This is a genomic window from Streptomyces sp. NPDC038213 (genome assembly GCF_055600495.1).
This window is the reverse complement of record NZ_JBVJYM010000016.1, coordinates 1-14,533: the sequence shown is the minus strand read 5'-3', so window position 1 is coordinate 14,533 and position 14,533 is coordinate 1. Positions and strand designations below refer to the sequence as shown.

General features: G+C 71.5%; 12 protein-coding genes and 2 pseudogenes. 4 read left to right on the top strand and 10 right to left on the bottom strand.

The features are described from left to right. The gene (locus ACZ7JZ_RS21730) at nucleotides 1-558 is read left to right on the top strand and encodes a sigma-70 family RNA polymerase sigma factor (protein WP_470941599.1); all 558 of its coding nucleotides are present in this window, start codon (nucleotides 1-3) and stop codon (nucleotides 556-558) included. 13 nt (nucleotides 559-571) lie between these two features. After that, nucleotides 572-1,273, top strand: a complete 702-nt coding sequence (locus tag ACZ7JZ_RS21725; protein ID WP_470941597.1) for an anti-sigma factor — start codon at nucleotides 572-574, stop codon at nucleotides 1,271-1,273. A 388-nt stretch (nucleotides 1,274-1,661) separates the two neighbouring features. Here ACZ7JZ_RS21725 and ACZ7JZ_RS21720 read toward each other — a convergent pair. Both ACZ7JZ_RS21720 and ACZ7JZ_RS21715 read right to left on the bottom strand, forming a co-directional pair. Then, nucleotides 1,662-2,255 (bottom strand): annotated as a pseudogene (locus ACZ7JZ_RS21720) (IS256 family transposase); the annotation flags it as partial. A gap of 158 nt (nucleotides 2,256-2,413) precedes the next feature. Further along, nucleotides 2,414-3,048, bottom strand: a pseudogene (locus ACZ7JZ_RS21715) (transposase); the annotation flags it as partial. Nucleotides 3,049-3,205: 157 nt separating this feature from the next. Here ACZ7JZ_RS21715 and ACZ7JZ_RS21710 point away from each other — a divergent pair. Then, nucleotides 3,206-4,195 carry an AraC-like ligand-binding domain-containing protein gene (locus ACZ7JZ_RS21710; RefSeq protein WP_470941595.1) on the top strand — a complete coding sequence of 330 codons (990 nt, stop codon included), beginning with the start codon at nucleotides 3,206-3,208 and terminating at the stop codon, nucleotides 4,193-4,195. Between the two features lie 353 nt (nucleotides 4,196-4,548). Here the strand turns inward: ACZ7JZ_RS21710 and ACZ7JZ_RS21705 are convergent, their stop codons facing one another. The 8 genes from ACZ7JZ_RS21705 to ACZ7JZ_RS21670 form a co-directional block, all read right to left on the bottom strand. Then, the gene (locus ACZ7JZ_RS21705) at nucleotides 4,549-5,466 is read right to left on the bottom strand and encodes a ribosome-inactivating family protein (protein ID WP_470941593.1); all 918 of its coding nucleotides are present in this window, start codon (nucleotides 5,464-5,466) and stop codon (nucleotides 4,549-4,551) included. A gap of 69 nt (nucleotides 5,467-5,535) precedes the next feature. Continuing rightward, the gene (locus tag ACZ7JZ_RS21700) at nucleotides 5,536-6,408 is read right to left on the bottom strand and encodes an alpha/beta hydrolase (RefSeq protein ID WP_470941591.1); all 873 of its coding nucleotides are present in this window, start codon (nucleotides 6,406-6,408) and stop codon (nucleotides 5,536-5,538) included. A gap of 42 nt (nucleotides 6,409-6,450) precedes the next feature. Next, entirely contained in the window at nucleotides 6,451-7,299 is an 849-nt protein-coding gene (locus ACZ7JZ_RS21695) for an alpha/beta fold hydrolase (RefSeq protein WP_470941589.1), read from the bottom strand. Next, a complete protein-coding gene (locus ACZ7JZ_RS21690; RefSeq protein WP_470941588.1) occupies nucleotides 7,296-7,823 on the bottom strand; it encodes a DoxX family protein in 528 nt (175 codons plus the stop codon). The genes ACZ7JZ_RS21695 and ACZ7JZ_RS21690 overlap by 4 nt, the downstream gene beginning before the upstream one ends. 19 nt (nucleotides 7,824-7,842) lie before the next feature. Then, the gene (locus ACZ7JZ_RS21685; protein ID WP_470941870.1) at nucleotides 7,843-8,442 is read right to left on the bottom strand and encodes a hydrolase; all 600 of its coding nucleotides are present in this window, start codon (nucleotides 8,440-8,442) and stop codon (nucleotides 7,843-7,845) included. A gap of 145 nt (nucleotides 8,443-8,587) precedes the next feature. After that, complete coding sequence (locus tag ACZ7JZ_RS21680) at nucleotides 8,588-10,477, bottom strand: amidohydrolase (RefSeq protein WP_470941586.1); 1,890 nt, start codon at nucleotides 10,475-10,477, stop codon at nucleotides 8,588-8,590. Nucleotides 10,478-10,556: 79 nt separating this feature from the next. Beyond that, nucleotides 10,557-11,285: a GPR1/FUN34/YaaH family transporter gene (locus ACZ7JZ_RS21675; protein WP_470941582.1), complete on the bottom strand. Its 729-nt coding sequence runs from the start codon at nucleotides 11,283-11,285 to the stop codon at nucleotides 10,557-10,559. 89 nt (nucleotides 11,286-11,374) lie between these two features. Further along, the gene (locus ACZ7JZ_RS21670; RefSeq protein ID WP_470941580.1) at nucleotides 11,375-12,343 is read right to left on the bottom strand and encodes an alpha/beta hydrolase; all 969 of its coding nucleotides are present in this window, start codon (nucleotides 12,341-12,343) and stop codon (nucleotides 11,375-11,377) included. Between the two features lie 189 nt (nucleotides 12,344-12,532). Here ACZ7JZ_RS21670 and ACZ7JZ_RS21665 point away from each other — a divergent pair, with 189 nt between their 5' ends. Next, a complete protein-coding gene (locus ACZ7JZ_RS21665; protein ID WP_470941578.1) occupies nucleotides 12,533-13,558 on the top strand; it encodes an AraC-like ligand-binding domain-containing protein in 1,026 nt (341 codons plus the stop codon). Nucleotides 13,559-14,533 lie beyond the last annotated feature (975 nt).

Sequence of the window (14,533 nt, the reverse complement as noted above, 5' to 3'; positions counted from 1 at the left end):
GTGACCACGGTGTCCGAAGACCAACTGGCCGCAGGGTTCGCCGCAGGCGACGAACCCTGCCTCAAAGAGGCCTACCGCCGGTGGGGGGCCCTCGTCTACACCATCGCATCCCGCAAGCTCGGGGACGACGAGGAGGCCAAGGACGTCACCCAGCAGGTGTTCGTCGGAGCCTGGAAGAGCCGCACGACCTTCGACCCGCAGCGCGGCTCCCTCAAAACGTGGCTGCTGGGCATCGCGCACAAGAAGGTCGCGGACGCCCTCGGGCGACGCTCGCGCCACCAGCGCGACCTCGAGGCTCTCACCTACGCCGCCGGCACCGCCGGGCACACGGCCCCTGCCGCCGAAGCGGTCGTCGACTACGTGGTCCTGGCGCGGGAACTGGAACACCTCACCGAACAGCAGCAACTCGTCCTCAAACTCGCCTTCTACGAGGACCTGTCCCAGACACAGATCTCCGAGCGCACCGGACTGCCCCTCGGGACGGTCAAAACCCACACACGACGCGGCCTGCTGCGTCTCAAGAAGCGGCTGGAGGTGGACGGTGAAGCACACCGATGAAGAAGTTCTGGCGATGCTGGCACTCGGGGAGGACACCGACCCCTCAGCCGCACTCCACGTGCACGACTGCCAGACCTGCCGACGCGACTACGACGCCCTGCGCCGCATCGCTGCCGCCCTGCCGACCCCCGCCGCAGACGAGGCCCTCCTCGATCCGCCGGAGGGACTGTGGGACTCGATCGCCGCAGAACTCCAGCTCCACGACGCCCCCGAGCGCCCGAGCGGTCCGCGACACAGGAGCCAGCCCGCTGACCCGCAGCCCGGGACGCGGCGTCGCCTGGGCCGCAGCGCCGTGGCCCTCGCAGCCTGCACTGCGCTCCTGGGAGCCGCTGCGGGAAGCACAGTCACGTGGTGGATGACCCGCACGGACACGTCCGCCGTCCAGACCGCCGGAGAGGGAAAACGCCTCGACTCGCTCCGCGCCAGCTCCGCCGGCTACGCCAGCCTGACGGACCGAAGCGGCCGCCGGTCACTGGACATCACCGTCAAGGGCCTCCCCGAGAACTCCGGCTACTTCGAGGTCTGGCTCATGGACAGAACCCACACCAGGCTGATCTCCATGGGTGTCCTGGGACCCGACGGGCGCGCCACCCTCCCGGTGCCCGCCACCGTCGACCTCCGCGAGTACTCCGTCGTGGACGTCTCCGTCCAGCCCTACAACGGCAAACCCGACCACTCCGGCAACAGCATCGTGCGCGGCCCCTACGCCAGCTGACCATCCCGCCCCGGGCACGGAGGCGCGTAGGAGGCCGTCCGGCCCACAAGTGCCGCCCTCGCCCGGCTCGTCCGGGCGGCGGTGCCGGGCGGCGACGGCGCTGCCGAGGACCCGCAGTCCGAGTTTCCGGCCTGAAACACCGCCCCCGCGTAATCAACGCGCGGAGCAGCGAGCGGGTTCCGGCCGGAGCGGTGCCCGCTCGGACGCCGCGATACGGCGGTGGGGGGCGGGCCGTGCGCGAGGGGGAGGACCCGCACGACCCGCAGAGGGAGGGAGCTGCTCTCCACCCGGCCCTGCGCGCCCGTGCCCCGCGTCCGCCGCCGACACGCCATCACCCCGGGCGGATCGAAGGCGAGCCCTGGCGCACCGGAGCCCCCCAGCAGGCGGTCCAGAAGACTTCCGTCTCGCTGTCCCCGACCATGACGCCCAGGCCTTCGCGGCCGCCGTCCTGGGTGACACCGGTGGCGATGACCACCGCCTGGGAGACGATCTGGTGCTCGACGCGGGCCTTGAGGTAGGTGGCGTCGAGGAAGACGTAGGGGAACCGGGTGTGATCGAGGGGCCGGGCCCGAAACGCGTCGAGCTGTTTCGTCCAGGCCGGCGCAGATCCGGGAGACCTCGCTCCTGGACATTCCGGTGTCCGAGCCGAGCGCGTGGACCAGGTCGTCGACGGAGCGGGTGGAGACTCCGTGGACGTAGGCCTCCATGACGACAGCGTAGAGAGCCTGGTCGATGCGGCGCCGGCGCTGGAGCAGGCAGGCTGGGGAAGAAGCTCCCGGCAGCGCAGTCGCGGAATGGCCAGTTCCAGGTCGCCGGCCTGGGTGGTCACGGTCTTCTCCCGGTGCCCGTTGCGCCAGGCGGTGCGAGTGTCGGCCCGCCCTCCCCACTCGGCACCGATCCTCGCGGTGGCCTCGGCCTCGATCAGCTCCTGCAGCAGCCGTTCGGCGACCTCGCGGACGAGGTCATGCTGGGACAAGGCCACCGGGCACCCCTTGGAGCGAACTGGCAGTTCAACAAGGACAGTTGCACGTTGGCCCGCCCTTTTCTCAGGGAGTACTCACCGGCGGTCGACGCACGCCAGGGCACGGAAACGGCGCACTTCCCAGTCAAGATCCGTTACACCACTCCACGGGACGCCATCCCGGGCAGGACGGCTCCGATCGCGTCGACGAGGCCGGCGTGGCGTCGGAGACGACGAGCTGGACACCTGCCAGACCGCGGGCGGTCAGCGAGCGGAGGAAGGCGAGCCAGCCGGCGCCGTCCTCGGCGGTGGCGACGTCGATGCCGAGGATCTCGCGGTGGCCGTCGGCGTTGACGCCGACCGTGACCAGCGCGTGGACGTTGACGATGCGGCCGCCTTCGCGGACCTTCTGCGTGAGCGCGTCGGCCCAGACGAACGCGTACGGGCCGGCGTCCAGCGGCCGGTTGCGGAACGCTGCGACCTGCTCGTCCAGGTGCTTTGCCATCGCACTGACCTGGGACTTCGACAGCTGCGTGACGCCGAGGGACTCGGAGATCAGGGCCTGCTCGGCCCGGCGGCGGCGCTCGAGGAGCCAGTGCGGGAAGTAGCTGCCGGACCTCAATGTGGGGACGGCGAGTTCGACGGTTCCGGCCCTCGTGTCCCATTCGCGCGGGCGGTAGCCGTTGCGGTGGTTGACGCGCTCGTCGCTGACCTGCCCGTACTCGGCGCCGCAGAGGGCGTCGGCCTCGGCGGACATGAGTGCGTCGGCGGACTTCTTGACCATCGCGCGGAGAAGGTCAGGACCAGCACGCACTGGCCATCTTGGCGGCCAAGCTTGGCAAGCACGAGATCCCCGGCTGGGATCTCGCTGGAGCGATCAGCCGGGTTCTGCCTTGTCACCGGTGCCGCCACCCGTTTCACTTGGCCTGGTGTCTGCTGATCGAGCGGCGCTAGGGGGAGGTGACGAGCAGATGTTGATCGACAGTACGGTCATGGCGCCTGGCGATCGGGCGGAGGCGATTCGCGAGGTGATCTGGAGCAGTGTGGTGCGGGTGGAGATCACCCATCAGCCCGACCCACGGCTCATCCGCACGTCAGGGGTGATCAGCCGTGTCGGGCCGTTGACTGTCTGCTCGGTCCGGGCCAATGCCACCGTGGTCCGGCGTACCCCCGTACTCGCCCGGGACGATATGGAGCCGAGTGTGTTCGTCGGGCTGCAGGTCACAGGCAGCAGCATGGTCGTGCAGGACGGCCGGGAGGCTGTTCTGCGGCCCGGCGACCTGGCGCTGTACGACACCACGCGCCCCTACACGCTGCTGAACAGGGACGGGATCCATCAGCACTACTTCCGGATCCCGCGTGCCGAGCTCGCCTTACCGGAAGGGCTGTTGAAGCTGGCGACCGCGGTGCCGTTCGGCCGGCGGGACCCGCTGGCGGACCTCACCGCCACGTGCCTGCGGCGGATCGCGCGCCAGCAGGCCCGGGCCGCGGCGTCTTCCGCCCACGGCCTGGAGGCGGCGGGCAGGCCGGGCATCGAGTTGCTGCGTGCTCTCATCACGGCCCGGCTCGGTGATCACCGCGCAGCGTTCCAGGGTGAAGACGAGATCCTGTGTCTGCGGATCATGGACTACGTCCGGGCCCACCTCGGGGACCACGATCTGACGCCGGCTCGTGTCGCGGCCTGCCACCACGTCTCGCTTCGCCAGCTGTACAAGGTCCTGTCTCGAAACGGTGTGCACCTGGGCGAGTGGATCCGGTCGCAGCGCCTCGAACGCAGCCGTGCGGAACTCGCGTCGCCCTCGGCCCGGCACCGGCCGATCGCCGCTGTCGGGTACCGGTGGGGTTTCCCGAACGCCGCCCACTTCAGCCGCGTCTTCAAGAGGGCTTACGGAATCACCCCCGGCGACTGGAGGGCGCTGCACGCCGGCAACGGTGATAGCCCGTGCCTCCTCAACCCGTGACCAGGGGGTCGGCGGGGCTCGGAAGAGGCCGCTGGTTCCGGTCCCGCCCGGCGGCGGACGTGACCCGGGTGGATCACCTGCCTGCCAGGCGTGGCCGCCGTCGGTGGGGCGGTTGAGGCAGAGCTGGTGGTCGTCGGGGCCGATGCAGCTGAGCGTCACGTTCCGCTGCGCCCGCCAGACCGGAGTGTTGCGGTCGGCGACCAGCTGCTCCGGGCCGCCGCGGCCCGGGCCCATGGACTCGCGTTGTCCGTAGCCGGGCACTGCGCTGTCGCGATACCCGGCGGCGGAGATCCCGTGGTGTGTGCCGACAAGCCCGGCAGGCGGCGCCCCCTGCCCGGCGCGCGGATACGGCGTCAGTGCTGGCGCTTGTGTCCGTTGAGCTGGATGTAGCCCAGGTCTCTGATGAGGGCCGCGACCGTCAGGTAGTACCTGCTGTAGCCCGGCCCGCCGATGGTGATGCCTCCGCCCGTGGGGTCGTTGAGCCGTTGGTACACCCAGGTGGAGATCTGTCCCCAGCTTGTTTGCAGGGCTGCGCCGAAGCGGCCGATCGGCGTTTCCGTTCGGTTTCTGATGTTGCCCCGAATGATGTCGAACAGGTGCCCGAAGCGGGCGGCTTCGGCGGTCGCGCCAATGACGTCGACCAGGTAAGAACCGACGGTGTTCTGGCCGGCTCCCGTGCCGAGGAGCTGCTGCGCGTTACCGAGCGTCAGCATTGCATTCTGGAGGTTCTGCGGGGTGAGCCGCCGCTCGTCGCGGCTGCTGCCGCTCGGCAGGTTGGCGTAGCTGCCGTTCCAGGGGAGGCGGTGAGCCTGGACGCCCAGGACGCGGTTGAAGGCGTCGGGGTAGCCGTCGGGGAAGACGTAGTGGCGGTTTCCGGTGCCGTTGGGTTGCCCGGGTTGGTAGAACCCGGCGAGGTAGAGGGTGTTGGCCCAGAAGTAGAGGGAGACGACGTGCTGGCCGGCGTGGCTCACCCGGATCTGGATGAGCTGGTTGTAGGTGGTCGTGGTCTCGTCCAGGACCTGGTAGAAGTCGTGGCCGCTGATCCGGTGGACCTGATCAATCATGTTCCAGTAGCGGTCGTGCTGGCCTTGGCCGCCATGTTCGAGGCCGGTGATGTCCCAGTCGACGACGGTGAGCGGCCGGTCGGGGTCGGCGTGAGCGGCGGGCGTGGCCGCGCCGAGAATCCCGACCGAGAGAGCGAATGCGAGGAGGAGGCCGGCGATCCGCCGGAAGCCCCGTCTGATCAGGTCGGTGTTGAGCGTGGTGAGCATGCAGAACTCCATGTCATGCAGCAGGGACAGGCGCGCATCGGCTGCGCACTGGGTGGGTGGGCCGTCGGCTTAGGCGCCGGGGGCGGTGAACCGCCGCAGGAAGGTGAGTGCGGTGTCGGCCACCTCGTGCCAGCCGTGGTCGATGGTGAGGGAGTGCCCCCGGCCGGCGATCTCGGTGATCTCAGTGACGGCGTGCTTGTTGCGGGCCTGCTTCTTGTAGGAGGCGTTGGCGATGGCCCAGGGGACGGTGTGGTCCTTCTCCCCGGAGATGATCAGGAGGGGGCCGCGGTCGGCGGACGTGGTATTCACAGCGGCCTCGGTCCACGGGTTGATGTTGGCGGCGGCGGCCTGGAACAGGGGCTCGCCCGGAGCGGGAACGGCGAAGGTGTCGTACAGCTCGCGTGCTTCCGCCTCGCTGACGGCGTTGGCGAAGGAGTAGCGGAACTGCTCGTAGGTCAGGGGGACCGCGCGGTGGTAGTTGGCCGGGTTGCCCAGGACCGCGCTCGCAGCCCGCAGGGAGGAGAGCGGCAGGGGCAGTACCCCTCGGAAGGGCGCGGGGTCGATGGCGACGGATGCCTGTGCCAGTCCGCGGCCGGCGCTGATCTGGGTGATCAGGCCGCCGAAGGAGTGGCCGATGAGGACGGGCTTGCGGTCCAGTTTGCCGATGAGGTCGCAGAAGTGGTCGGCGACCTGTCCGACGCGCTTGCCCGCGAACACCTCCGGGTGGGCGTTGGCGTCTGCGACCGTGTCGGGGTCGTCGGGCCAGCCGGCCAGGACGGGGGCGTATCCGGCCTCTTCGAAGACGGCGGCCCACCGCTGCCAGCTGGTGGGCAGCAGCCAGAGGCCGTGGATGAAGACGGCCGGGATCCGGCCGGTGGCGTTCGCTGCGTCGATCTGCGCGAGGTCGCGGGCGTACGGGGTGCCGGGGGACGGGGTTGCCACGGGTGGACTCCTCAGCGGGATGCGGAAGTGGCGGTGCGGGGATCAGATGGTGCGGGCGGCGGCCCGGATCAGCGAGACGACGGCGTCGGGTCTGCTGTGCATCGGCAGGTGGGAGGCGGGCACCTCGCTGGTTCGTGCTCCTGCTCGCCGGGCCTGGAAGCGCTGGAGTTCCGGCGCGATCCCCCGGTCCCGGCCGGAGACCAGGACCCAGGAGGGCAGGGTCCGCCATGCGGCCGCCGTGCACCGGTCGGAGAAGGCGGTCGCGTTGAGCGGGCGCTGGCCGGCGGCGAGGGCGGCGGTGACGGACCTCGGCACGTCTTGCGCGAAGACGTCGTGGAAGCGGTCGGGCCGGATGTACAGGTCGGTGCCGGTGCCGCCGCCGGGACCCGGTACGGGTACCGGCGTCAGGGCGGGTTCGAGCTGGGAGCCGGGGAAGCGGCCGGAGAGCTCGCCGAGGACTTCCCCGGCGTCGGGCATGAACGCCGCGGTGTAGACGAGGGCTTTGACGTTGGGGGCGGTCGCGGCGGCCTGCGTGATGACGGCCCCGCCGTAGGAGTGGCCGACCAGGATGACGGGGCCGGGCACGGCGGCCAGGCGGGCCGCGATCTGGGCGGCGTCGTGGGCCAGTCCGCGCAGCGGGTTGGCGGCGGCGATCACCTGGTGACCGCGGTGCTGGAGGCGCTCGGTGACCGGGCTCCAGCTCGCGGCGTCGGCGAACGCACCGTGGACGAGGACGATCGTAGGCCGGGCATTGTCGTGCCCGGTGCTGTCGGCGCTTCCGCTGGCCGCTGCGTAGGCGGCTGGGGCGGGCGTGCCGAGGGTCAGCGCGGCGGCGCCCGCTGCGGCTGCGGCCAGGGTGGTGCGCCGGGTGGGGGCGGAGTGGGCGGTCATCGGGGGTAGTCTCCTTGGGAGGATGCCGCTGGGGCGGGCGGGGCGGGGCGGTGCAGCACGGCCCGTGTTGCCAGTCCGGCGGCCGCGCCCGCGGCGACGGCGGCGAGGGCCCACGCGGCCGGCCAGGGCAGCAGGTCCAGGGCGTGGTCGGCGGAGAAGCGGCCGGGCCCGGCGAGGGCCAGGGCCGCGGCGGTGGTGATGAGGACGAGCGGGTACTCGTAGCCGTCGTTCTGTACCCAGAGGCCGTTGGACCACTTGACGGTGAGGGCGACGGTCATGACTCCGATCGCGCCGGCGGCGGCGAGCGGGGTGAGGGCTCCGGCGGCGAGCAGGAGGCCGGAGCCGATCTGGCCGGCTCCCGCGGCGAGGGCGGTGAGCGCCCCGCCGCGGAAGCCGTCGTGCCGGAACTCCTCGGTCCCGCCCGCGAGCCCGTTCCCGCCGAGGTGGAAGCTGACCTTCTGCACGCCGTGCCCGGCGATCAGCAGGCCCGCCACCAGGCGGAGGATCAGCAGGCCGGTGTCCATGGATGCGGACTCCCGTCGCTCAGCCGGCGGCGTGCGGGTCGATCATGGTGTGGGCGTAGACCACGCCCAGCCCGTAGGCGCCGCCGTGCTCCTTGACCACGTCGGTGGTCGCGGCGTAGGTCTCGGTGCGGGCCCAGTCGCGCTGGAGTTCCAGCAGGACCTGGAGCCAGGTGACGGGGACGGCTCCGGCGGCCGTCATCCGCTGCATGGCGTGCTCGTGGGCGGCCGGGGTGACTCCGGCGGAGGCGTCGGCGACGACGTAGACCTCGTAGCCCTGGTTGAGGGCGGAGAGGGCGGGCAGCACGAGGCAGACCTCGGTCCACAGCCCGGACAGGATGATCTTGCTGCGGCCGGTGGCCCTGACGGCTTCGACCAGTGCGGTGTCCTCCCAGGCGTTCATGGATGTCCGGTCGACTATGTCGTGCTTGGGGAACACCTCGCGCAGCTGCGGCAGGACCGGTCCGGAGAACGATTCGGCGGCGACGGTGGACAGTACGACGGGGACGTCGAAGACCTTGGCGGCCTTGGCCAGGCCCACCGTGGCGTTGATGACCGCGACCCGGTCGGTGCTGCCGGCGCCGAAGAACATCTGCGGCTGGTGGTCGACGAACAGCATCATCGCGTTGTCGGGGGTCAGCAGGTCGCGGCTGGGCGCGGCGGTGACGGCGTCGAGGTCGAAGTTGAAGTCCGACACGGGTGTTCCTTTCCCGGGGTGAACGGTGGGTGGGTGGGGCGAACAGCGGGCGGACCGCTGCTGGAGTGGGTCAGGGGCCGAAGCACGGGTCGAGGGCGGCCGGCGGCTGCCGGGGTGCGGCGAGGCCGCGGGCGGCCCGCCACTGCCGGTGCTGCTCGCCTTCGGCGACTGCCTGGGTCATGAGGTCGGCCTGGCGGGCTCCGGCCGACGGGGGCGGGCTGGCCTGGTAGCCGCCGAAGCGGGCGATGGGGCTCCAGGAGGGGCTGAGGGGCGGGAGGGCTTCGTCGAGGCCCTCGTGTTCGGCGGCGGCGTAGACGATCCGGCCGCCGACGACGGTCAGGACCGCTTCGATGTGCGCGATGTCCTCCACGGGCACGGTGAGGAAGTCGTGGCTGAGGACGGCGAAGTCGGCGTACCAGCCCTCCTTGAGGACGCCCTTGACGTCGTCCTCGCCGGTGATCCGGGCCCCGCCGCGGGTGTACAGCTCCAGGGCGCGCTCGCGGGAGACCAGCCGGTCGGGCGGGTAGAGCGCGAGGTCGCCGACGGTGCGGCCGGTGACCAGCCAGTGCAGCGCGACCCACGGGTTGTAGGAGGAGACGCGGGTGGCGTCGGTGCCCGCCGCGAGCGGGATGCCGCCGGCGAGCATCTCCTTCAGCGGCGGGGTGCGGGCGGCGGCCTGCGGGCCGTAGCGGTCGGTGAAGGCCTGGCCCTGGAAGGACATGCGGTTCTGGACGCTGATCGCGCCTCCGAGTGCGGCGATCCGCTCCAGGCTGGCAGGGGTGACCGTTTCGGCGTGGTCGAAGAGCCAGCGGCTGCCGCCGGGAAAGTGGCCCTCTGAGGCGAGCTTGTCGAAGACGGCGAGGTCGCGCTGGATGGTCTCGTCGTAGGTGGCGTGCAGCCGGAACCCCCAGCCGTGCTCCAGCAGAAGCCGCACAGCCTTCTCGAACTCGCCCTCGTATGATCCGAGTTCGGGGCGCGGTTCGGCAAAGTTCTCGAAGTCGGCCGCAGCCCACGTCAGGTTCTCCCCGGCACCGTTGAGGCGCAGCCACTCGTCGCCGTCGCCGGGCCGCACGCTCTGTACCCAGCGGGTGAGGTCGGCGAGCTCCTGCCCGGCGGTCTGCGGGAAGAGGTGGTAGCCGATCCGCACGGTCAGCTCGCGGTCGCGGGCCAGTTCGATGACGGTGGCGTAGTTGTCGGGGAAGCTCTGGAAGCCGCCGGCGGCGTCCACAGCGGAGGTGAGGCCGAAGCGGTTCAGCTCGCGCAGGAAGTACCGGGTGGAGACCTTGCGGTCCGCCGCGTCCAGGGTCGGCGCGGCGGCGAGGGTGGAGTAGAGGATCAGTGCGCTCGGCGCCGCCAGCAGCATCCCGTTGGGCCGGCCGTCTCGGTCGCGGACGATCTGGCCGCCGCGCGGGTTCGGGGTGTCGCGGGTGAAGCCCGCGGCGTGGACGGCGGCCCGGTTGAGGATCGCGGACTGGTAGAGGTGCAGCACGAACACCGGGGTATCGGGGGCGGCCTCGTTCAGTTCGGCCGGAGTGGGCATCCGCCGCTCGGCGAACTGCTCGGCCGACCAGCCGCCGACCACCCGGATCCACTGCCCCTTGGGTGTGCGTCCGGCCTGCTCGCGCAGCATCGCCAGCGCCTGGCGCAGCGAGGTCACACCGTCCCAGCGCAGTTCCAGCACGTAGTTGAGGCCGCCGCGGATGACGTGCAGGTGCGAGTCGTTGAGGCCGGGGACGACGCGGCGGCCCAGGGCGTCGACGACCCTGGTCGCGGGGCCGACGTGGTCGGCCACCTCGGCGTCGTCGCCGATCGCGGTGATGCGGCCCGCGCGGACGGCGAGGGCCGTGGCGGCGGGTCGCGACGGGTCGCCGGTGTGGATCCTGGCGTTGCGCAGGACGACGTCGGCGCCGCCTGCGGTCCCGGGTTCGGGGGTGACACCGCCGACCGGCATCGTGGACATATGGAGGTCTCGCTCTCGGGGGAGTCGCGGCAGGGGGGTGCGCGCGGGCCGGGTGCTGTTCTCGGCCGGTGCGGCTGGTTCAGAGGGTGCGGCGGACGCCGGCGTGGCGCTCCAGGTTGCGCAGCTGGACCGTCAGGTCGCCGTGCACGGCCTGGTGGGCGGGGCCGCTGCGGCCGATCGGCAGCACTTCCTGGCCCCGCATGTCCTCCAGCATCAGCGCGAACGCGGCATACATGGCGACGGCGGCCAGCACCAGGCCGAGCGCGCCGGAGAGGTCGGCGAGCCAGTGCTCGCCGGTCAGGTTGGCGGCGGCGGCCAGGGCGAAGCGCGGCACGGCGGTGCACAGCACCAGCCACAGCGCCCGCTTGGGCGTGGCGACGCTGGCCATCAGCAGGGCGAAGAGGGCGAAGCAGAGGTTCAGCACGCCCAGTACCCGGGTGCCGCCCGGAGGGTGGGTGGCCAGGACCAGCGAGCTGGCCAGCCACATCCCGGAGAAGCAGGCCATCAAGGTCGCCGCCAGGACGTCGCGGGCGCCGAACGCGAGGTACCCCACCAGCAGTTGCAGCAGGAACGCGGGAAGGATCGCCAGGGCGACGGCGCGCTCGGCGCCGTCCTCGAACAGGCCGAGCTGGAGGCAGCCGACGATCGTCGAGGCGATCGCCACGGTGTAGAAGCCGAGCGGCATCGGCGAGGCGATGGGGCGCAGGGTGATGCGGGTCATGCCGCGAAGGTCGGGCTCGTGGTGGCGGCCCTGGGCCGGCCGCATAGGGGCCGCGGGCCCCTCGGGGGTGGTGTCTCGTGGGTCCATGGGCTCACTCCGTTGGGCTGGGACGGGCGCGGCCGGCGGCCGGGGCCCGGCCAGTGGCGGCCACGGCTCCCCCGCCCGCCCGGGGGGTGTCAGCGGGTGGCGAGGGCCCTGCGCAGGGTGCTGACGGCCAGCGCGATGGCCACCTCCGCGCCCTGGGTGCCGCGCAGCGCGTTGAGCAGGACGAAGTCGTGGATGACGCCCTGGACGCGGACGGCGGTCACCTCGACACCGGCCTTCCGCAGCTTGGCCGCGTACGCCTCGCCCTCGTCGCGCAGCACATCCGCCTCGGCGGTGATCACCAGCGCCGGCGGAAGGCCGGTCAGCTGCTCGACGGAGGCGCGCAGCGGGGAGGCGGTGATCTCCGCGCGCTGCGCCTCGTCGGTGGTGTACTGGTCCCAGAACCACTGCATGCCCTCGCGCCGGAGGAAGTAGCCTTCGGCGAACTGCCGGTAGGAGCCGGTGTCGAAGCTCGCGTCGGTGACCGGGTAGAACAGCACCTGGTGGGCGAGGGTGAGGCCGCCGCGCTCCTTGGCGAGCAGGGTCAGCACGGTGCTCATGTTGCCGCCCACCGAGTCGCCGGCCACTGCGATCCTGGTGGCGTCCAGCCCGTGCGCGGCGCCGTCGGTGACGACCCAGCGGGCCACCGTCCAGACCTGCTCCACGGCAATGGGGTAGCGGTGTTCCGGGGAGAGGTCGTACTCGGGGAACACCACCGCGGCGCCGGTGCCGACCGCCAGCTCGCGCACCAGCCGGTCGTGGGTGTGGGTGCTGCCGAAGACCCAGCCGGCGCCGTGCACGAAGACAACCACGGGCAGCGCGCCCCGCGCGCCGGCGGGCCGCACGATCCTGGCGCGGACCTCGCCGGTCGGCCCGCCCGCGACGCTCACCCACTCCTCGTCGACCTCGGGCAGCTCCACGTCGCCGGACTGCACGTCCTCGACGGCCTTGCGGCCCTCGGCCGGCGGCAGCTGGTACAGGAACGGCGGCGTGGCGGTCGCTTCGGCGAAGGCGGCGGCCTGGGGTTCCAGAACCGGCGCGATGAATGCGTGATCAGTCACGGATCGGACCTTTCTGCGGATCGAGGGTGCACACCGCACGGGTCAGGCGGCGCACGTCCGAAGCTAGAGGCCGCACGAGGCGCCGGGTTGCCTGTGCGTGCCGGCCTGCTGCCCCTCGGCGCAGGGCTCGCGCCACCGTGCGGGCACGGATGGAGCAGACCTCTGCACAGGCGGGCAACCGGCTTCCCGGTGTCACCGGGAGGATGGGCGCCGCACCCGGAGACCGTGCTGGAGGGCTGGTTCGTGCTGCTGCTGGACCTGGAGGACTTCGCGCCACGCGACAGGGCGGACGCGTTCCACCACGCGATGACGGACAACTCCGTGCCGAACGAGATCCTCCACGAGGAGGGCGGGAGCGGGATCAGCGCCCGCATCGAAGGCTGGCGCGTGGGCGGCCTGGACCTCTTCGACATGCGAAGCTCCGGGCTTCAGGTCCGGCGCACGGCCAGACACGTGCGCCACCACCGCGACCGTCCCGTGGTGTCGGTCTCGCTCCAGACCCAGGGCATCCACCGCGCCGAACAGGCGGGCACCCGGCTCACTCTCGGACCGCAGGACATCTGCGTCTTCCACGAACTGGCCCCACGCACCTACGGCTGGTCCGGACCCGGCGCCTCACAGGCCCTCACCTTCGACACGGAGCACCTCGGCCTGCCGGTGGACACCGTGACCCGGGCCTCCGTACGGCTTCGCTCCAGCCCCGTGCACGACCTGCTGCTCGGGCACCTGCGCTCGCTGTTCCAGGATCCGGGCCGCCTCGAAACGGACCCCGGAGCCGGCGCTCTCGCCAACGCCACGACCGACCTCGTACGCGCCCTGCTGACCTCGGCCGCCCACCACGAGGGCGACACGCGGGTCCGAGAAGCCATGAACGACTGCCTGACGACCCGGATCATGGCGTACACACGCCGCCACCTCACCGACCCCGACCTCGGGCCCGACCGCATCGCCGCGGCCCACGCCGTCTCCAAACGACAGCTGTACGTCGTGCTGGCACGCGCGGGCATCCGGCTCGAGCAGTGGCTCATCGCCGAGCGGCTGGAATTGGCATGCCGGCTCCTGGCCACGCCTCGCCACGCCGCACTGCCGGTCTCCGCCGTGGCGGCCCGGTGCGGCTTCACCAGCTCCAGCCACTTCACCCGGCGCTTCCGCACCGCCTACGGCACCACCCCGAGCGAGTGGCGCCGCCACCGGACCCGCCCCACCGACCGATGACCCTATCGCAGCGCCTTCGGCTACGGGCCAAGCGCTTCCAGATCTTGGTGGGTAGGGACTGTAAAGAGAACGGCTCTGTCTCACATCCGGTGGTGACGCACGGCGACGAATGTCACGTGCAGCAATACGCCCAGTTCAGCGCGCCGTTCAGGGCCCGGCGGTCCAGGTGTGCGGGCAGAAGTGGAAGCCAGCCCGGATGGACATCCGCCAGGTCGACCAGCACATTCTCCGATTACTTTCCGTCACCACCGGATGTGAGCCAGAGCCGTTTACTGGACAGACCCACTTCCGGAACTGGGCCCGCCTGACCGCTCACACCCTGACCGCACTCGAACGGACAGGCCGGGACCACCCCGACCAGGAAGTCCTCCGCTGGGCTTTCAGCAAGCTGGGCGGCTGACACCTCCGTGCGCAGCTGCACTGACTGGCACCGGCACGGTCATCCGAAGCACCAGCGATGCACCCCCTCCATTCCAGAGACAATCCGAACCCCATAATGAAGCAGAACCGGCAGTCGACCCCGCTCATCTCTTGCACCCCCAGCCGCTCGGTACCGGGCTGACAGCACCAGAACTTCCTCATCCGCTAGCACCGGTACAGCCACATGGACGTCCAGCCTGCTCCTGACCAGCCCAGGAGACCGCAAGCAAAGAGCCAGCAGAGACGCCACCGCGTTCCGTTGCCAGCCGCCCGCGGAGCGGGCTTGTCCTGAAGGCGGAGCCGGAGGGACCGGGCGGGTGAGCGGAGCGGACCCGCCCAACGGGCCGAAGGCCCGGACCCCGTGAAACGGGGTCATCCAAGCCTGCGAAGGAAGCAGTTCATGGTGGAGCGCAGCGGAACCATGAACAGTCCGGAGCGCAGCGCAGGACTACCGGGCCGAAGGCCCGGCTATGGCTCGGCGAAGCCGAGCCCCGCCGAGCGCAGCGAGGCGGTTCCCTGGCACAGCGCGCAGCGCTGTGGGACCCGCTCCGCGGG